Here is a 22182-nt window from a genome sequence, read left to right on the forward strand (position 1 = left end):
TTGTCGAAACATCGTTGGGCACCGGGTTTGGACCCCAGCGCGCCGCTGTTGAACCGCATATAGGCGAGCAGGACAGGTCGTGCAAGCAGATTCGCCGGGTGGGCCGTCCGACGCGTTGCGCGCCCCTGCGGAAAGGGCGCGCGCGGCAGGGATTACCAGAACCTTACCGCTTTGTACAAAAAGACATTTTTCGCGTACAATTCGTACAAAACGGACAAGTCCGCCTCAGGTCATCACGTCCGGTGCGCTGCGCCCGGTCCGCTCTGCCAGGCCGCTCAGCGCATCCACGGCGGCGGCGAGATCCTTCAGCGCGGTCTGGGTCTCGATCTCCAGGTTGCCGCCGGCGGGCTCATAGCGTTCCAGGTAGACCCGGATCGTCGCGCCCTCGGTGCCGGTGCCCGACAGGCGCAGCACCGCGCGGCTGTCATCCTTGAAGAGAATGCGCAGGCCCTGGTTGTGGCTGACCGAGCCATCTACTGGATCCAGATAGGAAAATTGGTCCGCGGCGGCGACGGTCAGCCCGCCCGCCTTGGTCCCCGGCAGCGAGTCGAGCCGCGCGTCCAGGTCCTTCATCAGCGCCGAGGCCGCAGCCGAATCGACCGCCTCGTAATCGTGCCGCGAGTAGTAGTTGCGCCCGTAGGTCTGCCAGTGATCCATCAGGATCTCCTTCACCGAGACCTTGCGCACGGCGAGGATGTTGAGCCACAGCAGCACCGCCCAAAGGCCGTCCTTTTCGCGGACATGGTCGCTGCCGGTCCCTGCGCTTTCCTCGCCACACAGCGTCGCGCGCCCCGCGTCCAGCAGATTTCCGAAGAATTTCCAACCGGTTGGCGTCTCAAAGCATTCGATGCCCAGCTTTGCGGCCACCCGGTCGGCGGCGCGGCTGGTCGGCATCGACCGGGCCACGCCCGCCAGCCCGCGCGCGTAGCCGGGCGCGAGGTGGGCGTTCGCCGCCAGCACGGCCAGGCTGTCCGACGGCGTCACGTAGACGCCGCGCCCGAGGATCATGTTGCGGTCGCCGTCCCCGTCCGAGGCGGCGGCGAAATCCGGCCCGCCGTCGCTCATCACCATGTCGACCAGCGGCTTGGCCCAGATCGGGTTCGGGTCCGGGTGCCCCTTGCCAAAGTCGACCTTGGGCGTGCCGTTCATCACTGTGCCCGCCGGGGCGCCCAGCATGCCTTCGAGAATCGTCTTGGCGTAGGGGCCGGTCACCGCGTGCATCGCGTCAAAACGCAGGCTGAAACCGCCCTTGATCAGCGCGCGGATGGCATTGAAATCAAACAGTTGCTGCATCAACGCGGCATAGTCCGTCACCGGGTCGACCACCTCGACCACCATGCCGTTCAGCTCCGACTCGCCCAGCGCCGTCAGGTCGATGTCCGGTGTATCCAGCGTGTGATACTCGGTCAGGTGTTGCGTGGCGGCGTAGATCGCCTCGGTCACGCCCTCGGGGGCGGGGCCGCCGTTGGCGATGTTGTATTTCAGGCCGAAATCCTCGTCGATGCCGCCCGGGTTGTGGCTGGCCGACAGCACCAGGCCGCCGTTCGCCTCGCGCTGGCGGATCAGGTTGGAGGCGGCGGGGGTCGACAGCAGGCCGCCCTGTCCGACGATGGCGCGCGCCGCCCCCTGGGCGGCGGCCATGCGCAGGATCGTCTGGATCGCTTCGGCGTTGAAGAAACGCCCGTCGCCGCCGATGACGAGGGTCTTGCCCTGCACGCCTTCGATGGCGTTGAAGATCGACTGGACAAAGGCCTCGAGATAGCCCGGCTGCATGAAGACGCGGGTCTTCTTGCGCAGGCCCGAGGTGCCGGGCTTCTGGCCCTCGAAGGGCGTCAGGGGACGCGTGATCACGGTCATGGGGTCGGTCCTTTCTGATCGGGGCCGCGGGTGCGGTCCGCGGGCATGATGTCTGGCAGGCGGCGCAGGGCCGGGGCGGTGTGCAGCGCCGCAACGTCCACCGGCAGGCGGCGGCGCCAGTTGGGGTGTTCGTTCACCGTGCCGGGCAGGTTCTGCGCCTCGACAACGCCGATGATGTCATCGAGTTGCAGCGCCACCAGAGCCGAAGGGGCGGTGGCCAGGCGGGCGTGCAGGGCGTCGGTGATGCGGTCGGCGGGGGCATTCGGTGGCAGGGCGCATTGCGCCCGCAATCCGGCGCGCTGGCGCGACCGCTCGTCATGGCGGGCCTTTGCCGCGCCGCCGGACAGCCAGCCGACGCGCTGCCACCAGGCGATGTCCTGCCCGTACCAGAAACCTTGCAGCGTGGGGGTGTCATGGGTTCCGAAACAGGCCAGCGCAAAGGGGCGCAGCGCCTCGGGCGGCAACAGCGTGCCGTCCTGCGCGTTCTCGTACTGCCAGACCGCGTAGCTGAGCAGCCCGGCGCCGTTCAGCTTGTCGCGGAACCCGTCGGGGACCAGGCCCAGGTCCTCACCCACCACCAGGCAGCGGGCGCGGTCGGCCTCGATGGCGATCACCGCCAACAGGCTGTCGAAGGGCTGCGAGACATAGCCGCCCGGGCTGCCGTCATCGGGAATCCAGAAGCTGCGCAGCAGGCCCAGCGCATGGTCGATGCGCAGGATGCCGGCCTTGGCCATCAGCTTGCGCAGCATGGCGCGCAGGGGGCCGTAATGCGCGGCGCGCAGGCGGGCAGGGGCGTGCGCCGCCAGGTTCCAGGACTGGCCCTCGGGGCTGAGGTGATCGGGCGGGGCACCGATGGTAACGCCCTCGGCGATGGTGTCGCGGTGCATCCAGGCCTCGGCCCCGCCGGGGCGCGCCCCGACCGCGAGGTCGAGATACAGGCCAAAGTCCATGCCCGACTGGAGCGCCGCCGCCTGCGCTGCGTCGATCTGCGTTTCGGCGCGCCATTGCAGCCACTGGTGAAAGCCCAGGTCCTCGGCCGCCGCGCGGGCGGCCTCGGGTCCGGGGCGGCGCAGGGCGGCGGGCCAGCTGCGGAAATCCTCGCCGTGCCGGGCGCTCAGCGCCTCGAACTGGGCAAAGGTGTCCAGCGCCGCGCCGCCTGTCGCGCGGAACGCCTTGAACGCCCGCTGTTCTGACTGAGGCGCAAGGGAAAACCCCGCATAGTCGGCGCGCAGGGCGGCGCGCTGGCGGCGGCGGAACGCGGTGTAGTCGATCAACTCGTCGGCCGGAGTCGGCCCCAGCCCGGCGGCGGGCGCGATGTGATCGGTGGCAAAGTACCCGCGGTGCGTCGGTGAATAGGGGCTGGTCATCTCCTCGGCCGCCCAGCCCAGCGCGTGGATCGGGTTCAGGCCAAAGAACTGCGCCCCGGCCCCGCCCAGCGCAGACAGCAGCGCGGGCAGGTCGGCGTAGCTGCCCAGCCCCCCGTTGCGCGCGGATCGCAGCCCGTAGAGCGCGCCGCAGACGCCCCAGCCCCTGGCCCGGCCGGTCAGGTCGGTCATCGACGGAGCCCGCGCGGGTGTGGACAGGATCAGCGTAGCCGCCTGCCAGTCCTGACCCCGGGCCTGGAGGGTGAAATAGCCCGGCGGCAAGGGGGCGATGGACAGGTCGTCCTCGGCGCGGCCGGCCGCGATCTCCTGCCCGGCCTCGTCCAGCACGGACCAGCGGCAGGGCGTTGCGAGCGGCAGCGCGATGCGGCTGCCGGCGCAGGCGATGAGTTCGGGCGGCAGCGGGCTGTCCGCCTTGCGGGCGGTGGTGGCCTCCAGCGCGTCGCGCACGGCAGCGGCGGTCGCGGCGTCGACGCCCATGCCGCGCAGCAGCGCCCGCAGCGTGTCGGGGCTGGCCGGGTGCTCCTGCCCCTTGAGGTCGTGAAAGCCGAGGTGCACGCCATAAGCCCCGGCCAGCTGGCGCAGCTGGTCGTCCGCCGCGCTCATGCGCCGTTCCCCGGGGTCCGGCTGAAGGCCGTCACGCTGAAGGCCGCGACGGTCACGGCCCCGGTCCAGATCGTTTCGGGTGTCTGCCGTGCCGCGGCGGTGTCGATCTCGCGCCGCCAACGGCCGGCTTCGGGGTCGGGCAGGTGCAGCTCCTGCGGCAGCGCCTCGCGGTTGAAGGCCAGCAGAACCTCCTGGGGGTCGGCGCGGCCCTCGCGGCTTTCGGCGCAGCCGCGCAGCAGCAGGCAGAGGCTGGACAGGCCGGGATCGCGCCAGTTCAGCTCGGACCCGTCGAAGGCGCGCCACTCCACGTCGGGCTGGCCGTCGGGACGTTCCGCGCCATGCAGGAAATGGGTTTGCCGCAGCACCGGATGCGCCTTGCGGAATTGCGCCAATGCGGCGGTAAAGCCGACCAGGTCCTGGTCCATCGCCTGCCAGTCCAGCCAGCTGATCTCGTTGTCCTGGCAATAGGCGTTGTTGTTGCCGTGCTGGGTGTTGCCGCCCTCGTCGCCGGCCAGCAGCATCGGCGTGCCTTGGGAAAACAGGACGGTGGCCAGCATGTTGCGCACCCGGCAACGGCGCGCGGCAAGGATGTCGGGGTCGTCGGTCTCGCCCTCCTCGCCAAGGTTGTCGGAGTGGTTGGCATGGTGGCCGTCGCGGTTGCATTCGCCGTTGGCCTCGTTGCGGCGCTGGGAATAGGCGGTCACGTCGGCCAGGGTAAAGCCGTCATGCGCGGCGGCAAAGTTGACCGAGGACCAGGCCCGCCGCCCGCGCGTGTCGAACAGGTCGGCGGTGCCCAGCAGGGCCGAGCCGAGGTCCTGCGCCGCGTGGCCGTCGCCGCGCCAGAACCGCCGCACCGTGTCGCGGAAGCGGTCGTTCCATTCGGCGAACTCGGGCGGGAAATGGCCCAGCCGGTAGCCGCCGGGGCCCAGGTCCCAGGGTTCGGCGATCAGCTTGACGCCGCTCAGAACAGGGTCCTGCCGCAGCGCGTCCATGAAGCCGCCGTTGGGGTCGAAACCATGCGCCTCGCGGCCCAGCGTGGTGGCGAGGTCAAAGCGGAAACCGTCGACGCCCATGGTCTGCACCCAGTAGCGCAGCGAATCGAGGATCAGCCGCAGCACGTAGGGGTGGCTGGTGTTCAGCGTGTTGCCGGTGCCGGTGTCGTTGACGTAGTATCGCGGCTGGCCTTCGGGCAGGCGGTAGTACGAGGCGTTGTCGATGCCGCGAAAGCTGAAGGTTGGCCCCATGTGGTCGCCCTCGGCCGAGTGGTTGTAGACCACGTCCAGAAGGACCTCGATCCCGGCGGCATGAAACCGGTCGACCATGGCGCGAAACCCGTCCACCCCGGCGGGGCCGAGGTAGCGCGGTTCGGGCGCAAAGAAGGCGGCGGTGTTGTAGCCCCAGTAATTCACCATGCCGCGCGTCGTCAGGGCGTTTTCCGCCCGGATCGCCTGAACGGGCAGGAGTTCGACCGCCGTGATGCCCAGCCGGGTCAGGTGGTCCAGCATCGGGTCCGAGGCGAGTCCCTCGTAGGTGCCGCGCAACGGGTCCGGCACCCGTGGGTGCAGCATCGTGGCACCGCGCACGTGTGCTTCGTAGATCAGCGCGCCGTCCCAGCCGCGCCGCAGGGGGCGGCCCTCTTCGGTGTGGTCGGCCGGGTCCCAGACCACCGATCTCGGCACATGCGGGGCGCTGTCGCGGGTGTCGAAGGACAGGTCGGCCTCGGGCGCGCCGTGGGTATAGCCGAAGGTCGCGGCATGCGTGGTGAACCCGCCGTGCAGCGCGCGGGTGTAGGGATCCAGCAGCAGCTTGTGCGGATTGAAGCGGTGCCCGCGTTCGGGCGCATAGGGGCCGTGCACGCGGTAGCCGTAGAGCGCGCCGGGACGCAGACCGGGCACGAAGCCGTGCCAGACCGGGCCGGTGCGCTCGGGCAGGGTCAACCGCTGCGTTTCGGTCCGGCCGTCGGGCGAAAAGAGGCAGACCTCGACTTTGTGCGCGTGCTCCGAGAACAGCGCGAAGTTCACGCCTTCATTGTCAAAACGCGCGCCAAGGCGGTGAGGCGTTCCGGCGCCGACGTCCTGCTGGGCACGGACCCTGACCGTCATGTGAGCAGCGACTCGTATGTCTGGACATAGGCGCGGGCCGAGCTTTCCCAGCCCACGGGATGCCGCATCGCGGCTTTCTGCATCTTGGCCCACTGCGCGCGGTCGGTCCAGGCCGCCGCAACGCGGCCAAGCACGCCCTCGATCCCCGCGACCGAGACATCGTCAAAGACAAAGCCGGTGGCGACGCCGGCGGCCAGGGCCGCGTGGTTGGCGTCGATCACCGTGTCGGCCAGCCCGCCGGTCCTGGCCACCACCGGCAAGGTGCCGTAGCGCAGCCCGTACAGCTGGGTCAGCCCGCAGGGTTCGAATCGCGAGGGGATCAGGATGGCGTCCGACCCGGCCTGCACCAGGTGCGACAGCCCCTCGTCATAGCCGATGTGCACGCCGATCCGCCCGGGATAGCGGCTGGCGGCGTCGCGGAACGCCTGTTCCAGGCCCGGTTCGCCCGATCCCAGAAGGGCCAGCTGACCGCCGCTGTCGACCAGCGCGGGCAGGGCGCCTGCCAGCGCGTCCAGCCCCTTTTGCAGGGTCAGCCGGCTGACAACGCAGTAGAGCGGCCCGTCGTGTTCGGCCTCCAGCCCCAGCCGGTCGGCCAGTGCGGTGCGGTTGTGGGCCTTGGCCTTCAGCCTGCGGGTGTCATAGGGCGCGGCCAGCGCGGGGTCGTTGGCCGGGTCCCAGGCCTCGGTGTCGATGCCGTTCAGGATGCCGGTCAGCGCCCCGGTCCGGTTGCCCAGGATGCCTTCCAGGCCCATGCCGAAGGCGGGGGTCAGGATTTCGCGTGCGTAGGTGGGGCTGACCGTGGTGATGTGATCGGCAAAGACCAGCGCCGACTTCAGAAAGCTGACGTCACCGTAGTATTCCAGCCCGCCGGGATGAAACCAGTCGCTGCGCAGCTGGAGTTGGCCCAGCACATGCGGGCCATAGCGGCCCTGGAAGGCGATGTTGTGAATCGTGATGACCGAGCGCGGCGGCGGTCGGCCATCCTGTTTCAGGTAGACGGGGGCAAGGCCCGCCTGCCAGTCGTGCGCGTGCAGGATGTCGGGCACCCAGCCTTCGAGCCCGTCAAAGCAGATGCGCGCGGCGGCCTGGCCGAGCGCGCCGAACCGCAGGTGGTTGTCCGGCCAGTCGTGGCCATCCGGCCCGGTGTAGGGTGCGCCGGGCCGGTCGAACAGCTGCGGCGCGTCCAGCAGCAGCAGGGTGATGCCCTGCGCCTTGACCTCGACCAGCCGCCCGGAGCCGCCGGGCAGATCGCCGAAGCTGGCCACTTCCTTGCCCTTCGGCAACAGCGGAAACAGCGCCGGATAGGCGGGCAGGACGACCTTTGTCTCGACCCCCAGCGGCGCGAGCGCCCCGGGCAGGGCCCCGGCCACGTCGGCCAGGCCCCCTGTCTTGACGAAAGGCGCACACTCCGAGGTGACCATCAGCACCTTCATTCGATCACTCCAGCGCTTCGATCATCTTGCGGGTGATCAGGCAGATGCCGTTTTCCGTGCGGCGAAAACGCTTGGCGTCCAGTTTGGGATCCTCACCCACGACAAGGCCCGGGGGGATCTGCACACCCCGGTCGATGATCGCGTTCTTGATGTGGGCGCGGCGACCGACCTCGGAGTAGGGCAGGGCGACCACGCCTTCGAGCTGCGAATAGGAGTGCGTCTTGACCCCGGTGAACAGCAGGCAGCGGTACAGCGACGAGCCCGAGACGATGCAGCCGCCCGAGACCATCGAGGACACCGCCTGGCCGCGCCGGCCCTCTTCGTTGTGGATGAACTTGGCGGGGGCGGTCAGCTCGGAATAGGTCCAGATCGGCCAGTCGGTGGCGTAGATGTCCAGTTCGGGCTTGAAGTCGGTCAGGTCGATGTTGGCCTGCCAGTAGGCGTCCAGCGTCCCCACGTCGCGCCAGTAGGGCTTGGTCTCCAGTCCCGACATCACGCAGGAGCGGCCAAAGGGATGCGCGACGGCATCACCCGAGGCGACAAGCCCGGGAATGATGTCCTTGCCGAAATCGTGGCTGGAATTCGGGTCGTTGGCGTCCTTTTCCAGCAGGTCGCACAGGAATTCGGTCTCGAAGACGTAGATGCCCATGGAGGCAAGCGAGCGGGTGGGATCGCCGGGCATGGCGGGCGGATCGTCGGGCTTTTCGACGAAATCCAGGATCTTGTCGCTGGCGTCCACCGCCATCACGCCAAAGCCCTTGGCCTCTTCGCGCGGGACCTCGATGCAGCCCACGGTCACCTTCGCGCCCGAGGTGACGTGCTGCTCGATCATGTAGGAGTAATCCTGCTTGTAGATGTGGTCCCCGGCAAGGATCAGGATGTACTTGGGCCCGTAGCCGCGGATGATCGAGATGTTCTGGGTCACGGCGTCGGCGGTGCCCTTGTACCAGTTCTCTTCGCTCACCTGCTGCGAGGCGGGCAGGATGTCGAGACCCTCGTTGCGCTCGGCCCGGAAGAAGGACCAGCCGCGCTGAAGGTGGCGGATCAGGCTGTGCGCCTTGTATTGCGTCGCCACGCCGATCCGGCGGATGCCCGAGTTGACCGCATTCGACAGTGCAAAGTCGATGATGCGTGTCTTGCCGCCGAAATAGACCGCCGGCTTTGCCCGGACATCGGTCATTTCCTTCAGCCGGGATCCCCGTCCGCCGGCCAGGACAAAGGCCATTGTCTGCTGGGTCAGCTTGTACCTGTCGTTTTCCATGTGATTCCTCCCCCCGTTTGCGAAAGCCGGGTTAGTTCCCGGACAATTGGATGAACACCGTCGCCAAAGGGGGCACGGTGATCTCGATAGACTGCGCGCAGCCATGCGCGGCCACCTCGGCGGAGTCGACGCCGCCGATGTTCATCTGCCCGCTGCCGCCGTAGTCCGGTGCGTCGGTGTTCAGCACTTCGTGCCAGCGGCCCGCATGCGGCACGCCGATCCGGTAGCCGGTGCGCGTGACCGGCGTGAAGTTCGACACCACGAGGACCGGCGGCGCGCCGTCCTGTCCCATCCGCAACCAGGAAAAGATCGATTCGTCCGCGTTGCCGCCGTCGATCCAGCGAAAGCCCTCGGGCTTGCTGTCCAGCTGGTAGAGCGCGGGCGTGTCGCGGTAGACGCGGTTGAGATCGCGCACGAGGCTCTGCATGCCCTTGTGCGGTGCGTGGTCCAGCAGGTGCCAGTCGAGGCTGCTGTTGTGGTTCCATTCACCCGGCTGGGCCATTTCGCAGCCCATGAACATCAGCTTCTTGCCCGGGTGGCCGAACATGAAGCCGAAGTAGGCACGCAGGTTGGCAAAACGCTGCCAGTCGTCGCCCGGCATCCGCCCCAGCAAGGATCCCTTGCCGTGCACCACCTCGTCATGGCTGATCGGCAGCACGAAGTTCTCGGAAAAGGCGTAGTGCAGGCCAAAGGTCATCTTGTCGTGGTGGTATTTGCGGTTGATCGGGTCTTCGGACATGTACCGCAGGGTGTCGTTCATCCACCCCATGTTCCACTTGAAGCCGAACCCCAGCCCGCCGGTATCGGTGGGGGCGCTCACGCCCGGAAAGGCGGTGCTTTCCTCGGCCACGGTCATGATGTCAGGGTGTGCGGCGTAGACCTTTTCGTTCATCTGCCGCAGAAAGGCGATGGCTTCGAGGTTCTCGCGCCCGCCGTGGATGTTGGGCACCCATTCGCCCTCTTTCCGCGAATAGTCGCGGTAGAGCATCGAGGCCACGGCATCGACGCGCAGCCCGTCGATGTGGAATTCCTCCAGCCAGTAGCGGGCGTTGGCGATCAGGAAATTCGCCACCTCGACGCGGCCGTAGTTGTAGACCAGCGTGTTCCAGTCGGGGTGAAACCCCTCTTTCGGGTCGCCGTGCTCATACAGCGCGGTGCCGTCGAACTGCGCCAGACCGTGCGCGTCGGTCGGGAAATGGCCGGGCACCCAGTCGATGATCAGGCCCATTCCGGCCGCGTGCGTCGCCTCGACCAGCGCGCGGAAATCCTCGGGCGTGCCAAAGCGGGCGGTGGGGGCATAGAGGCCCACCGGCTGATAGCCCCAGGAACCGCCGAAGGGGTATTCCGAGATCGGCGTCAGCTCGATATGCGTGAATCCCATGTCGGCGGCGTAGCCGACCAGCTGTTCGGCGTGTTCGCGGTAGCTGAGCGAGCGGTTGCCGTCCTCGGGGACGCGCCGCCAGCTTTCCAGGTGCACCTCGTAGACCGAGATCGGCTTGTCGATGCGGTGCAGCGCACCGCGCTTTTGCATCCAGTCGCCATCCTGCCAGGTGTACTGCGACAGGTCACGCACCACCGAGGCGGTGCGCGGCGGCGCCTCCGAGCCAAAGCCGACCGGGTCCGCCTTGAGCGGCAAGAGACGGCCGTGCTGGTCCAGCAGTTCGTACTTGTAGATCGCGCCGTCCTGCACGCCGGGAATGAAGATCTCGTAGACCCCGGTCGATCCGCGCCGCCGCATCGCGTGGCGCCGTCCGTCCCAGCCGTTGAAGCTGCCCACCACCGACACGCGCGAGGCATTGGGCGCCCAGACCGCGAAATGCGCCCCCAGGGTGCCGCCGTGCGTGAGGACATGCGCCCCCAGCGCGCGCCAAAGCTCGCCGTGCGTGCCTTCGCCCAGCAGGTATTCGTCGAGGTCGCCCAGCACGGGGCCATAGGCGTAGGCGTCGTCCTCTTCCCAGGTGTCCGGGCCGCGGGTCAGCCGCAGGCGGTAGTCCTGGCGCCCGGTCACTCCGGGCAGGGCGCCTTCGTAGAGCCCGTCGGCACCATCGACCCGCGCCAGCGTCGCCAGCGGCGCGCCGGTGTCGCGGGCCAGGACCTCGACCCGGTCGATGTGCGGGTAGAAGACACGCACGCAGACGCGCCCGTCCGGCAGGGTGTGTTGGCCGAGAACGGCAAACGGGTCACCGTGGCGCCCTTCGGCGAGCTGCCGCGCGGTCCAGTGATCCAGGGAGGCTGTCATGCGCTTTGCTCCAGTGTCGCCCCAAGTGCCGAACGCACGTGCCAGATGTCGCGCGCGTAGCCCTGGACCGTCCGGTCCGAAGAAAACCAGCCGACGTTTGCGGTGTTGTGCAGCGCCATGGCCGACCATGTCGCCGGATTCTTGAAGGCCTCGTCGGCGCGGCGCTGGGTGTCGAAGTAGCTGTCGAAGTCGCAGGACACGAGGAAATGGTCATGATCCCAGAGATTGCCCACCAGCCCATGATAGCGCCCCGGGTCCTGCGGTGCAAAACGCCCTTCGGCGATCTGCGCCAGGACCTTTTGCAGGCGCGGGCTTTGTTCGATGGCGGCGCGGGCATAGCCGGGGTGCTTGCGGCGCTCGACCACCTCTTCGGCGGTGAGGCCGAAGAGAAAGAAGTTCTCGGCGCCCACGTGTTCGCGGATCTCGACGTTGGCCCCGTCCAGCGTGCCGATGGTCAACGCGCCGTTCAGGGCGAACTTCATGTTGCCGGTGCCGCTGGCCTCCTTGCCGGCGGTCGAGATCTGTTCGGACAGGTCCGCCGCGGGGATCAGCATCTCGGCCATGGTCACGTTGTAGTTCGGCGGATAGACGATCTTGAGCAGGTCCCTGGTCACCGGGTCGGTGTTGATGACGCGGGCGACGTCGTTGATCAGGTGGATGATCTCCTTGGCGACGTGGTAGCCGGGCGCGGCCTTGCCGCCAAAGATCTTGACCCGCGGCGTCCAGCCCGCGGTCGGGTTGGCGTGCATGTCGTTCCAGAGCGCGATGGTCTCCAGGATGTTCATGTGCTGGCGCTTGTATTCGTGGATGCGCTTGATCTGGATGTCGAACATGGCGTCGGGGTCGATCGCGACGCCGCAGTGCTCGCTCACCCAGTTCGACAGCCGTTCCTTGTTGGTGCGTTTGGCGGCGCGGAACTCCGTGAGGAAACCCTTGTCACCGGCCAGGCTGCGCAGGCCGCGCAGCTGGTCCAGATCGGCGGGCCAGGCGTCACCGATCTCGCGGGTGATCAGCGTGCTGAGCGCCGGGTTGCAGCCGTGCAGCCAGCGGCGCGGCGTGATGCCGTTGGTCTGGTTGACGATGCGCGTCGGGTGGATGCGGTGCAGGTCGGCAAAGACGGTGGATTTCACCAGGTCGGTGTGCAGCGCCGAGACGCCGTTGACCTTGTGCGCCATGATGAAGGCCAGTTCGCCCATGTTGACGTTGCCGTGGTCCAGGATGCGCGGGCTGCCGGGGTGCTGGCCCTGCTGGCTGTCCTCGATGGCGCGGATGATCTCCAGGTGCCGGGGCAGCACGCGGCCCAGCAGCCATTCGGGCCAGCGCTCCAGCGCCTCGGGCAGCAGGGTGTGGTTGGTGTAGCCCAGGCAGCGGCGGGCCAGCTCGATCGACTCGACCATGCCCAGGCCGTGCCGGTCGACCAGGATGCGGATCAGTTCCGGCCCGGCGATGGCGGGATGCGTGTCGTTCAGCTGGATCGCGGCGAATTCCGGCAGGTCGCGGATGTTGTCGTGGTCCGACAGGAAGCGGCGCAGAAGGTCCTGGAGCGAGGCGGCGGTAAAGAAATACTCCTGCTTGAGGCGCAGTTCCTTGCCGGTCTCGGTGGTGTCGTCGGGATAAAGCACGCGGCTGATGGTGCGGGCCAGCGCCTCGGACCGGCTGGCGGCGAGGTAGTCACCGCGGTTGAAGCTGGCGAGGTCGAATTCCGTTTGCGGGCGGGCCGACCACAGCCGCAGCGTGTTGGCCCATTTGCCCTGCCAGCCGATCACCGGCGTGTCGTAGGCGGTGGCAAGGACGGTTTCATGCGGGTGCCATTTGGCCTTGCCATCCTGGTGCTGGACATGGCCGCCAAAATTGATCTGGTAGCTGACTTCGGGGCGTTCGAACTCCCAGGCGTGGCGCTGTGCCAGCCAGGTCTCGGCCTTCTCGACCTGCTTGCCCTCGACGAAATCCTGCTCGAACAACCCGTGTTCGTAGCGGATGCCGTAGCCCATGGCCGGAATGCCCAGCGTGGCGAGGCTGTCCATGAAGCAGGCCGCCAGCCGGCCCAGTCCGCCGTTGCCCAGCGCGGCGTCGGGTTCGTCCTTGACCAGCAGGTCGTAGTCCTGGCCCAGGTCGGCCATCGCGGCGCGGGCCTCGTCGACCAGGCCGAGGTTGGCGGCGATGTCCTCGACCAGGCGGCCGATCAGGAATTCCATCGACAGGTAGTACACGCGCTTGACGCGCTTTTCGTAGGAGGCCTGCGTGCTGCGAAACCACGGGTCGACCATGCGGTCGCGCAGGCTGAGCGACAGGGCCATCCGCCAATCGTAGACAGAGGCGTGTCCGGCGTCCTTGCCAAGCGAATAGCGCAGATGCGCGAGGATTTCGTCTTTCATCGGGTCGCTCCCATTCTGTCTCACGGGTCACACCCCCCTTGGCCGGGTCGCGGGGCCTGGCAGGATGACGTGATTGTTTCCGCTAACATCACTGGCGTGGCAATGACCATCCCCGGTCCCCGCCATCGTTAACTGTGTCCTGCAATGTTGCAAGCGTGTCTCGGTCTTGCCCTGCCTCTTGTTACCGAAGAGGCAGGGCCTAAGGGCCTACGCGGCGGCCTTGGGCGTCAGCTGCTGTTCCTCGATCGGCGGCGGATCCATGGCGCCGGTCATGATCGCCACCGCATCGGACATGGTGATCTTCTTGGGGTCGACCACCGCGTGCCGCTTGCCCAGGCGGTGGATGTGGACGCGGTCCGCCACCTCGAAGACATGCGGCATGTTGTGGCTGATCAGGATGATCGGGATGCCCTTGGCGCGCACGTCCTGGATCAGCTCCAGCACCCGGCGGCTTTCCTTGACACCCAGGGCGGCGGTCGGCTCGTCCATGATGATGAACTTGCGGGCGAAGGCGGCGGCGCGGGCCACGGCGACACCCTGGCGCTGACCGCCGGACAGCGTCTCGACCGCCTGGTTGATCGACTGCACGGTCATCAGGCCCAGTTCGGTCAGCTTGTCGCGGGCGAATTTCTCCATCGCCTTCTTGTCGAGCTGGCGGAACACCGTGCCCATGATGCCGGGTTTGCGGATCTCGCGTCCGGCGAACATGTTGTCGGCGATCGACAGGGCGGGCGACAGGGCCAGCTGCTGGTAGACGATCTCGATCCCCATTTCGCGCGCCTGGATCGGCGAGGTGAAATGCACCGGCTTGCCTTCGATGCGGATCTCGCCCTCGTCCGCCTGGACGGCGCCGCAGATCGCCTTGACGATCGAGGACTTGCCGGCGCCGTTGTCGCCGATCACTGCCAGCACCTCGCCGGGGAAGAGATCGAAGTCGGAGTGGTCGATGGCGGTCACGTGGCCATAGCGCTTCACGATTCCGCGGCCTTGAACGATCGGTTGCACGGACATCATCCTGTCACCTTTCTGATCTGCGCCGGGGTGGCCGGCGCGCCGGCAGGCCTGTGTCCTGCCGGGAGGGGGTTGAGTTGAACGAGGCGGGTCATGTGGCGGGTCATCCGGACACCTTCCGGATCCACTGGTCGACAGCGACGGCGCCGATGATGAGCAGGCCGATCAGCAGGTAGGTCCACTGGGCGTCGGCCCCCATCAGGCGCAGGCCCAGGGTGAACACGCCCACGATCAGCGCCCCGAACAGCGACCCCATCACCGCGCCGCGCCCACCGAACAGCGAGATTCCCCCGATCACCACGGCGGTGATGCTTTCGATGTTGGCCAACTGGCCCGAAGTGGGCGAGACCGAGCCGATGCGGCCGATCAGGGCCCAGCCGGCAAAGCCGCAGATCAGCCCCGAGGCCATGTAGACCGAGATCAGCACCTTGTTGGCCTCGATGCCCGAAAGCTCGGCCGCTTCCTTGTCATCGCCCACGGCGTAGACATGCCTGCCCCAGGCGGTCTGTTTGAGCATGTAGGCCACGACGAAGAACAGCAGCACCATGAAGATCGCGCCATAGGTCAGCGTCGCGCCGCCCATCTTGATGGTCGTGCCGAAGAACTGGAGGCTGGGCGCCTTTTCGGCGATGTCCTGCGAGCGGATGGTCTCGTTCGCGGAGTAGAGGAAGTTGGTGGCCAGAACGATCTGCCACATGCCCAGCGTCACGATGAAGGGCGGCAGCTTCACCTTGGCGACGAGCCAGCCGTTGATGAAGCCGATCAGCGTGCCGACGGCCAGGCCGCAGGCGATCGAGACCGGGGCCGGGATGCCATAGCGGAAGGTGAACTGCCCCATGACGACGGAGGACATCACCATGATCGCGCCGACCGAAAGGTCGATCCCGGCGGTCAGGATCACCAGCGATTGCGCCACCGCGACGATCCCGACGATCTGCACCTGCTGCAGGATAAGCGTCAGCGCAAACGGGGAAAAGAACTTGGACCCCAGCAGGAGGCCGAACACGGCAACCGAAATCACCAGGACGATGAGCGGCACCATCGCCGGGTTCGTGTGCAGGGTGTGCTGTATCTTGGGAACGAGGCCTTCGCGTTTCTCGAATTCGGCCACGGACTGGGTGGCCTTGGACAACGAGTTCTCGAAGTCCTGCCCCTTTGGAGCAGAATCAGACATTGGGGTCCTCCCGGATGTGTGAGTGCGTTCTGGTGCGCATGTGAAACCAGCCTAGTGCAAAGGCCGTTCGCGCGTCCACGACGAAGGGGCGGTGTCCGCCCCTTCGCAGTCTTTTCAGGCCGGGATCAGCCCCAGCACTTTTCCATGCCTTCGGCGACCGAGATCGACTCGACGCCGTCAACGGGCTGGTCGGTGACCAGGGCCACGCCGGTGTCGGTGAAGTCCTTGCCTTCGGTCGGCTCCGGCTTCACGCCTTCGGCGGCCCACTTGGCGATTGCCTCGATGCCCAGCGAGGCCATCAGCAGCGGGTACTGCTGCGAGGTGGCGCCGATGACGCCGTCCGCGACGTTTTGCACGCCGGGGCAGCCGCCGTCGACGGACACGATCAGCACGTCGTTCTCACGGCCAACTGCCTTGAGCGCCTCGTAGGCGCCGGCGGCGGCGGGCTCGTTGATGGTGTGCACGACGTTGATCGTCGGGTCACGGGCCAACAGGTTTTCCATCGCGCGGCGGCCGCCTTCCTCGTTGCCGTCGGTCACGTCCGAGCCGACAAGGCGCGGATCGGTTTCGTCGCCGATGATGTTCGGGTCGGCGAGATCGACGCCGAAACCGGCGAGGAAGCCCTGGTTGCGCAGCACGTCCACGGTGGGCTGGCTGACGTTCAGGTCCAGCGTCGCGATCTTGGCGTCGGCGGCGGCGTCACCCATCTTGGCCTTGGCCCACTGGCCGATCAGCAGTCCGGCGAGGTAGTTGTCGGTGGCAAAGGTCGCGTCGGCGGCATCGACCGGGTCCAGCGGGGTGTCCAGCGCGATCACCAGGATGCCGGCGTCGCGCGCCTGCTGCACGGCGGGAACGATCGACGAGGTGTCCGAGGCGGTCAGCAGGATGCCCTTGGCGCCGTCGAGGATGCAGGTCTCGATGGCCTGAACCTGGGTCTCGTGGTCGCCGTCCACCTTGCCGGCAAAGCTCTTGAGCTCGATGCCCAGCTCTTCGGCCTTGGCGGTGGCACCTTCCTTCATCTTGACGAAGAAGGGGTTGGTGTCGGTCTTGGTGATCAGGCAGGCGGTGATCGCGTGGCTGCCTGCCGAAGCGCCGGTGGCCAGCGCGGCTGCGGTCAGGGCAATTGCGGTGCCTGTCATGAGTTTTTTCATGGTATCCTCCCAAAAAGTCATTCGACTGTCGCGGGGCTCGGCGCGGTTGTCAGAAAGCCCAAGGGTCGGTTCTACCACCCTTCTCCTTCTAAAAAACCGATTCGGCGTCTCCTGTCAACATTAATAAATCCGGTTTATTTATTATTGACAGGGGGCGCTGAAAGAGGGAGGGTGTTGTTCAAGAAGTCTCAACAAGACAAAGGCCGGTACAGGGTCATGGACAGCACGCAAGGGAGCGGAGAGGCGGCGGCCCTACCGCCCGACAGTGTCAGGGGCTCGAACCAGAGCGGCGTGCGCGCGCACAACGAACGGCTGGTGCTGACGCTGATCCGCCAGGTCGGCCCGCTGGCCAAGGCCGAGATCGCGCGCCTGACGGGGCTTTCGGCGCAGACCGTGTCGGTCATCATGCGGGCGCTGGAAAAGGAAGGCCTGCTGGAAAAGGGCGACCCGGTGCGCGGCAAGGTCGGCCAACCCTCCGTGCCGATGAACCTGGCCCGGCAAGGCGCCTACTTTTTCGGGTTGAAGGTGGGGCGACGGTCGCTTGACCTGATCCTGACGGATTTCTTCGGCCGGGTCGAAGGGCGGGTGCACCTGTCACACCGCTATCCTACCCCGGACAGCGCGGTGCGCTTTGCCAACGCCGCCATCGCGCAGCTGCTGGACCAGTTGACCGATGCACAACGGGCGCGGGTGGCCGGACTGGGGATCGCCCTGCCGTTCCGTCTGTGGGATTGGGCAGGGACGCTTGAGGTCAGGCCCGAGGACATGGAGGCCTGGCGCCACCGCGACATCGCCGCCGAGATCGCGCGGTCCTGGGATTTTCCGGTCTACATGCGCAACGACGGATCCGCGGCCTGCGGCGCGGAACTGGTCTTTGGCGACCAGAACAAGCCGCGGGATTTCCTGTATTTCTTCATCGGCTTCTTTGTCGGCGGCGGGCTGGTGATCGACAACACGCTGTTCACGGGCCAATCCGGCAACGCCGCGGCGCTGGGGTCGATCCCGATCGGGATCGAGGGCACCAGGATCAGCCAGCTGGTCGATGTCGCGTCGATCGTGACGCTGGAACAGCAGGTGATCGCCGCGGGTGGAACCCGAGACATGATCTGGGACGATCCTGCCCACTGGTCCTTGCCCGAGGGGGTGCTGGACGCCTGGATGGACAAGGCGGCGGACGGGCTTGCCTATGCGATCCTGTCGTCTTCCTGCCTGATCGATTTCGAGGCGGTGCTGATCGACGGCTGGCTGCCCGAACCGGTGCGGGCCGGCCTTGTCGAGCGGACCGCGCGGCGGCTGGCGCTTATCAGTGTCGCCGGGATCGAAGTGCCGGAGATCCGCGAAGGCACCATCGGGCGCGATGCCCGTGCGCTGGGCGCGGCCAGCCTGCCGCTGTCGGACAGGTTCCTGGTGGACCGCAACGCCTTTCTCAAGGGCTGAGACGCGTCTTCGGTATGGGGGCCGGACAGGAAAAAGGGGGCCGCAAGGCGACCCCCCTTTCCGTTCTGCGATCGGGCCGGGAACTGGCCCGGACGCCGAATTACATGCCGGGCATGATCACCTTGTCGATGACGTGGATCACGCCGTTCGAGGCTTCGATGTCCGCGGTGACGACGCTGGCTTCGTCCACCATGACGCCGTTGTCGAGGTCGATGGTGATCTCCGACCCTTCGACGGTGGCCGCCTTCATGTCATCGACGAGGTCGGTCGACATGACCTTGCCTGCCACGACGTGGTAGGTCAGGATTGCCACGAGCTTGTCCTTGTTCTCGGGCTTGAGCAGGTCTTCGACGGTGCCGGCCGGCAGCGCGGCAAAGGCTGCATCGGTCGGTGCGAAGACGGTGAAGGGGCCTTCGCTCTTCAGCGTGTCGACGAGGCCGGCTGCGGTGGCTGCGGCAAGCAGGGTTTCGAAGGTGCCGGCGCCTGCCGCGGTGTCGACGATGTCCATCGAGTGGCTGCCTGCGAAGGCGGGGGCTGCAAAGGTGAGGGCGGTGGTGGCGGCGAGGATGGTCTTGCGGAACATGGAATGTCCTCCTGAGTGTTTCTGAGTGGCGATGTGCCGTTCACATCTGAAAATTCTACGCCCCGGATCGTGGACTGGTTCACCGGGGATTTCTGCCACCGCCGCTTGACAGATTTCGCGCCGCGCCTAAGCCACGGCGAAAGGCGTTTTCCAGTGACATCTTTGTGATCGGAAATCGGCAAACCCTTTGAAATCCAGTCGGCTGCACGTGGAGTTCCAAAGCCGCGGCACGCACCAAGAACGGCCCCGGATGTGATCCGGGGCCGGTTATCACGTCAGGTGGAGATCCCGCGCCCGGTCCGGGGCGCGGCGTTTCTAGTCCAATCCGATCGCCTTGCGGGCGATCCCGTCGAGCAGGGCTTCGACCTTTTTCATCTCGCCCTCGGGATAGGTCCGAAAGCCGATGGTGGTGACGTCCGGCGTCTCGGGACGGGTGACGACGAAGATGTCGTAGGGGCAGTACACGAGGTTCATCGGGTCCGCCTCCATGACCTCGCGCGAGACCTTGGCCGAACAGAAGCTGAAGACGTCCGCCTTGTCAAAGATCGTCACCTCCGAGCCGACATCGGCCTTGGTGCGTTCCAGCATGTCGCCGACATGGCTCACGGCGTCGATGACCAGCCCGGCATCGAGGATCGCGTTCTCGAGCCCGAAGACGACATCGTCGAAGCTGTCCTCGGAGTCGTATGTGATGATCCCGTCTGCGGCCAGAGCGCCGGTGGCGCCAAAAGCCAGCGCCGCGGCGCACAGAAGTCTTTTCATGTCTTCTCCCTTTCACGAAATACGCAGACGTGCCGCGCATCATCCATGATGCATGTATCATATTGGCACGATCCGCGATTTGCCTTGAGGCAAATCAAACATTCCCGAGGCAGAATATGACTTGGGCGATGACCACTGTACAGGACCTGGCGCTGATTTTCGTCTTTTTGATGCGCGTGGATATCGCGCGCGCAGCGCCAATGTTGCTGATCGACTTGCGCGACCTTGCCGGGCCGCGCGACCGCATCATCGCCGGCGGCAAGCTGATCGTGCCGGGCGACGTGGGCCGGTGATGATGCGGTGGCGGCACGAGCCGGTGGTCAAGGATGACGGAGTCCGAGTGCAGATGAACGCGATCATCCCTCGGTCCGGTTGGCGGATGAGGGCGGCCGTGTCTGCGCGACCCGCATATTATTAGAGCGTCGCGGCGGATGCAGGCGGATTCGCGGCCGCCATGACCGTCGCGGGTCGGGGTGACGCTCGCGCCTTGGGGCGCATCGCCCGCCCATTGACCCTTTGGTTCGCGCTATCAAATGGCGGGCGGGTTCCGCGCGGCGGTGTCGGCAGGCAGTGTTACACGACGTTTACACCAACGTGAAAAGCCGTTGGTTTGTTGAGCGGCGCGGATCACCTATCTTTCCGTCCAGAAACGCCGAGGAGAGATCATGGCCAACCGCTGGACGAACAAGCTGACCCGCGCCGACGTCACGCCGGAGAATGTCTTCCTGAACCGCCGCAAGGTTCTGGCGGGCCTTGGCCTTGGGGCCGGCGCGGCCGCCGGGCTGGGCGGGCTGGCACTGTCGGGAATGCCCGGCGCGGTGCAGGCGCAGGACGCCGATGCGCTGGAGCCGAACGCCTGGGAAGAAATCACCTCCTACTGCAATTATTACGAGTTCGGCACGAACAAGGATGACCCCGCGCGGAACGCCCACCTGCTGACCACGGCACCCTGGTCGATCACCATCGACGGGCTGGTCGAAAAGCCGGGGGACTATGCGCTGGACGACATCCTGGGCCAGATGACCATCGAGGAGCGGATCTATCGGTTCCGCTGTGTCGAGGCCTGGTCGATGGTGGTGCCCTGGAACGGGTTCGAACTGGCCGACCTGCTGGCGCTGGCGGGGGTAAAGCCCGAGGCGCGCTATGTCGCCTTCGAGACGGTCTATCGCCCCGAGGAGATGCCCGGCACCCGCTACCCCGTGCTCGACTGGCCTTATGTCGAGGGGCTGCGGCTGGACGAGGCGCAACATCCTCTGACGATCATGGCGACGGGCATCTACGGCAAGACCATCCCCAACCAGAACGGCGCGCCGATCCGGCTGGTGGTGCCATGGAAGTACGGCTTCAAGTCGATCAAGTCGATCGTGCGGATCACGCTGACCGACAGCCAGCCGCCGACCTCGTGGAACGTGGCCGGTCCGCGTGAATACGGGTTCTATTCCAACGTGAATCCGAACGTGGATCATCCCCGCTGGAGCCAGGCGACCGAGCGGCGCATCGGCGGCGGCCTCTTTGCGCGGCGCGTTCCGACGCTGATGTTCAACGGATACGAGGACGAGGTCGCCGCGCTGTATGACGGCATGGACCTGCGGCAGAACTTTTGAGCACGGTGATCCTCCAGTCGGTCCTGACCTGCCCCGCCTGCGGGCAGGTCGAAACCGAAACGATGCCGCAGGACAGCTGCCAGTTCTTCTGGGAATGCCCGGGCTGTCACATCGTTGTGCGGCCGAAGCCGGGGGACTGCTGCGTCTTCTGTTCATATGGCACGGTGCCCTGCCCGTCGATCCAGGCCGGTGACGGGTGCTGCGCATGACTGCCCTGCGTGACAGGCTCAACACGGCATTGCGTGGGGTGCCGACCTGGGTTGTCTACCTGGCCCTCGCGTTGCCGGCACCCTGGTACCTGTACCAGGGTGCGACCGGCGGGCTGGGCGTGGAGCCGATCAAGGCACTGGAACACGCGCTGGGCGAATTCGCCTTGCAACTGGCGATCGTCGGCCTGGCGGTGACGCCGCTGCGCCGCCTTGCCGGGGTGAACCTGCTCAAGTTCCGCCGGGCGATCGGACTCATGACCTTCTTCTACGTGGCGACGCATCTGCTGGTCTGGCTGGTGCTGGACGTGCAACTGCCCGGCCAGATCTGGGCGGACATCGTGAAACGTCCTTACATCACGGTGGGCATGGTGGGTTTTGCGCTGATGATCCCGCTGGCGGTCACGTCGAACAACTGGTCCGTGCGCCGGATGGGGGCCGCCTGGCGGCGATTGCACCGGCTGACCTATCCGGCGGTGGCGCTGGGCGGGCTGCACTTCGTGATGCTGGCCAAGGGGTTCCAGATCGAACCGCTGGTCTACATGGCGGTGATCCTGGGGTTGCTGGCGACTCGCCTGCCCAAATCGGTCCGGATTCGCATGGCGTGACCTGGCTAAACCAGGTCATGGAGAGGGCCTGAAAGGGGCGAGTCGTCCTTTTGCCCTGCCGCGGCGGCCCCGGAAGACGCGTCTCATCGGTGTTTCGTAGCGCGAGTCGCTTCGGAAACCCGGCTGATTTGGGGGATAACCCTGTGGGTAACTCCACATGTAGAGTCGCGCCATGCTGCGCCGCGGCGATTCCCGGGCAGGAAAACTGGCGAGCCGCCCAACCACGCCTAACCAACTATCTGATATTGCTAACTTATTCATCTATTCGGAAAAAAATCGCATGATGTCGTAAAAACTGCTTGCGGAGGTTGGCGGTGTTCCTTAGATAGCCCTTCACCGGCGGCGCTGAGGCGCACGGCGGGACGGCCGGGACGGTCGGGGCGGTGAGCTC

17 protein-coding genes are annotated in these 22182 nt (G+C 66.6%); 5 read left to right on the top strand and 12 right to left on the bottom strand.

Going from position 1 to position 22182, the window contains the following annotated elements:
* Window positions 1–225: 225 nt before the first annotated feature.
* The 10 genes from MAA8898_RS02710 to MAA8898_RS02755 form a co-directional block, all read right to left on the bottom strand.
* On the bottom strand, window positions 226–1857 hold the full coding sequence (locus MAA8898_RS02710; protein WP_094019413.1) for an alpha-D-glucose phosphate-specific phosphoglucomutase: 1632 nt from the start codon (window positions 1855–1857) through the stop codon (window positions 226–228).
* Entirely contained in the window at window positions 1854–3845 is a 1992-nt protein-coding gene (gene malQ / locus MAA8898_RS02715) for a 4-alpha-glucanotransferase (RefSeq protein WP_094019414.1), read from the bottom strand. Before malQ ends, MAA8898_RS02710 begins: the two co-directional genes overlap by 4 nt.
* A complete protein-coding gene (gene glgX, locus MAA8898_RS02720; protein WP_094019415.1) occupies window positions 3842–5947 on the bottom strand; it encodes a glycogen debranching protein GlgX in 2106 nt (701 codons plus the stop codon). The genes malQ and glgX overlap by 4 nt, the downstream gene beginning before the upstream one ends.
* Entirely contained in the window at window positions 5944–7380 is a 1437-nt protein-coding gene (gene glgA / locus MAA8898_RS02725) for a glycogen synthase GlgA (RefSeq protein WP_094019416.1), read from the bottom strand. The genes glgX and glgA overlap by 4 nt, the downstream gene beginning before the upstream one ends.
* 4 nt (window positions 7381–7384) lie before the next feature.
* Window positions 7385–8641, bottom strand: a complete 1257-nt coding sequence (gene glgC / locus MAA8898_RS02730; RefSeq protein WP_094019417.1) for a glucose-1-phosphate adenylyltransferase — start codon at window positions 8639–8641, stop codon at window positions 7385–7387.
* Window positions 8642–8672: 31 nt separating this feature from the next.
* A complete protein-coding gene (gene glgB, locus MAA8898_RS02735) occupies window positions 8673–10880 on the bottom strand; it encodes a 1,4-alpha-glucan branching protein GlgB (protein WP_094019418.1) in 2208 nt (735 codons plus the stop codon).
* Window positions 10877–13255 (bottom strand): glycogen/starch/alpha-glucan phosphorylase, encoded by a 2379-nt coding sequence (locus tag MAA8898_RS02740; protein ID WP_094019419.1) that lies wholly within the window; start codon window positions 13253–13255, stop codon window positions 10877–10879. The genes glgB and MAA8898_RS02740 overlap by 4 nt, the downstream gene beginning before the upstream one ends.
* 207 nt (window positions 13256–13462) lie before the next feature.
* Entirely contained in the window at window positions 13463–14266 is an 804-nt protein-coding gene (locus tag MAA8898_RS02745) for an ATP-binding cassette domain-containing protein (protein ID WP_094019420.1), read from the bottom strand.
* Window positions 14267–14369: 103 nt separating this feature from the next.
* Window positions 14370–15440 carry an ABC transporter permease gene (locus tag MAA8898_RS02750; RefSeq protein ID WP_094019421.1) on the bottom strand — a complete coding sequence of 357 codons (1071 nt, stop codon included), beginning with the start codon at window positions 15438–15440 and terminating at the stop codon, window positions 14370–14372.
* Window positions 15441–15565: 125 nt separating this feature from the next.
* Entirely contained in the window at window positions 15566–16591 is a 1026-nt protein-coding gene (locus MAA8898_RS02755; RefSeq protein WP_094019422.1) for a sugar ABC transporter substrate-binding protein, read from the bottom strand.
* Window positions 16592–16807: 216 nt separating this feature from the next.
* On the opposite strand from MAA8898_RS02755, the gene MAA8898_RS02760 reads away from it, so the two are divergent.
* Complete coding sequence (locus tag MAA8898_RS02760; RefSeq protein ID WP_176445045.1) at window positions 16808–18028, top strand: ROK family transcriptional regulator; 1221 nt, start codon at window positions 16808–16810, stop codon at window positions 18026–18028.
* 100 nt (window positions 18029–18128) lie between these two features.
* Here the strand turns inward: MAA8898_RS02760 and MAA8898_RS02765 are convergent, their stop codons facing one another.
* Window positions 18129–18611 carry a fasciclin domain-containing protein gene (locus MAA8898_RS02765; RefSeq protein ID WP_094019424.1) on the bottom strand — a complete coding sequence of 161 codons (483 nt, stop codon included), beginning with the start codon at window positions 18609–18611 and terminating at the stop codon, window positions 18129–18131.
* A gap of 315 nt (window positions 18612–18926) precedes the next feature.
* On the bottom strand, window positions 18927–19373 hold the full coding sequence (locus MAA8898_RS02770; protein ID WP_094019425.1) for a DUF302 domain-containing protein: 447 nt from the start codon (window positions 19371–19373) through the stop codon (window positions 18927–18929).
* A gap of 29 nt (window positions 19374–19402) precedes the next feature.
* Between MAA8898_RS02770 and MAA8898_RS26125 the strand changes: the two genes are divergently transcribed.
* From MAA8898_RS26125 to msrQ, 4 genes are all read left to right on the top strand, one after another.
* Window positions 19403–19666, top strand: a complete 264-nt coding sequence (locus tag MAA8898_RS26125) for a hypothetical protein (RefSeq protein ID WP_176445046.1) — start codon at window positions 19403–19405, stop codon at window positions 19664–19666.
* A gap of 372 nt (window positions 19667–20038) precedes the next feature.
* Window positions 20039–20977: a protein-methionine-sulfoxide reductase catalytic subunit MsrP gene (gene msrP, locus MAA8898_RS02775; protein ID WP_094019426.1), complete on the top strand. Its 939-nt coding sequence runs from the start codon at window positions 20039–20041 to the stop codon at window positions 20975–20977.
* A gap of 5 nt (window positions 20978–20982) precedes the next feature.
* The gene (locus MAA8898_RS02780) at window positions 20983–21186 is read left to right on the top strand and encodes a GDCCVxC domain-containing (seleno)protein (RefSeq protein WP_442403412.1); all 204 of its coding nucleotides are present in this window, start codon (window positions 20983–20985) and stop codon (window positions 21184–21186) included.
* Entirely contained in the window at window positions 21183–21791 is a 609-nt protein-coding gene (msrQ, locus tag MAA8898_RS02785) for a protein-methionine-sulfoxide reductase heme-binding subunit MsrQ (RefSeq protein ID WP_094019428.1), read from the top strand. Before MAA8898_RS02780 ends, msrQ begins: the two co-directional genes overlap by 4 nt.
* The last annotated feature ends 391 nt before the right edge of the window (window positions 21792–22182 follow it).

Source organism: Antarctobacter aquimaris, from assembly GCF_900184945.1.
Taxonomy (GTDB): Bacteria; Pseudomonadota; Alphaproteobacteria; order Rhodobacterales; family Rhodobacteraceae; genus Maliponia; species Maliponia aquimaris.

Excerpts from the sequence above, each read along its gene's own strand:
- glgB (WP_094019418.1), bottom strand. The coding sequence starts at position 10,880 with ATGACAGCCTCCCTGGATCACTGGACCGCGCGGCAGCTCGCCGAAGGG.
- MAA8898_RS02765 (WP_094019424.1), bottom strand. The coding sequence starts at position 18,611 with ATGTTCCGCAAGACCATCCTCGCCGCCACCACCGCCCTCACCTTTGCA.
- MAA8898_RS02710 (WP_094019413.1), bottom strand. The coding sequence starts at position 1,857 with ATGACCGTGATCACGCGTCCCCTGACGCCCTTCGAGGGCCAGAAGCCC.
- msrP (WP_094019426.1), top strand. The coding sequence starts at position 20,039 with ATGGCCAACCGCTGGACGAACAAGCTGACCCGCGCCGACGTCACGCCG.
- msrQ (WP_094019428.1), top strand. The coding sequence starts at position 21,183 with ATGACTGCCCTGCGTGACAGGCTCAACACGGCATTGCGTGGGGTGCCG.
- glgA (WP_094019416.1), bottom strand. The coding sequence starts at position 7,380 with ATGAAGGTGCTGATGGTCACCTCGGAGTGTGCGCCTTTCGTCAAGACA.
- MAA8898_RS02745 (WP_094019420.1), bottom strand. The coding sequence starts at position 14,266 with ATGTCCGTGCAACCGATCGTTCAAGGCCGCGGAATCGTGAAGCGCTAT.
- MAA8898_RS02760 (WP_176445045.1), top strand. The coding sequence starts at position 16,808 with ATGGACAGCACGCAAGGGAGCGGAGAGGCGGCGGCCCTACCGCCCGAC.
- glgX (WP_094019415.1), bottom strand. The coding sequence starts at position 5,947 with ATGACGGTCAGGGTCCGTGCCCAGCAGGACGTCGGCGCCGGAACGCCT.
- MAA8898_RS02755 (WP_094019422.1), bottom strand. The coding sequence starts at position 16,591 with ATGAAAAAACTCATGACAGGCACCGCAATTGCCCTGACCGCAGCCGCG.
- MAA8898_RS02770 (WP_094019425.1), bottom strand. The coding sequence starts at position 19,373 with ATGAAAAGACTTCTGTGCGCCGCGGCGCTGGCTTTTGGCGCCACCGGC.
- MAA8898_RS02750 (WP_094019421.1), bottom strand. The coding sequence starts at position 15,440 with ATGTCTGATTCTGCTCCAAAGGGGCAGGACTTCGAGAACTCGTTGTCC.
- malQ (WP_094019414.1), bottom strand. The coding sequence starts at position 3,845 with ATGAGCGCGGCGGACGACCAGCTGCGCCAGCTGGCCGGGGCTTATGGC.
- MAA8898_RS02740 (WP_094019419.1), bottom strand. The coding sequence starts at position 13,255 with ATGAAAGACGAAATCCTCGCGCATCTGCGCTATTCGCTTGGCAAGGAC.
- glgC (WP_094019417.1), bottom strand. The coding sequence starts at position 8,641 with ATGGAAAACGACAGGTACAAGCTGACCCAGCAGACAATGGCCTTTGTC.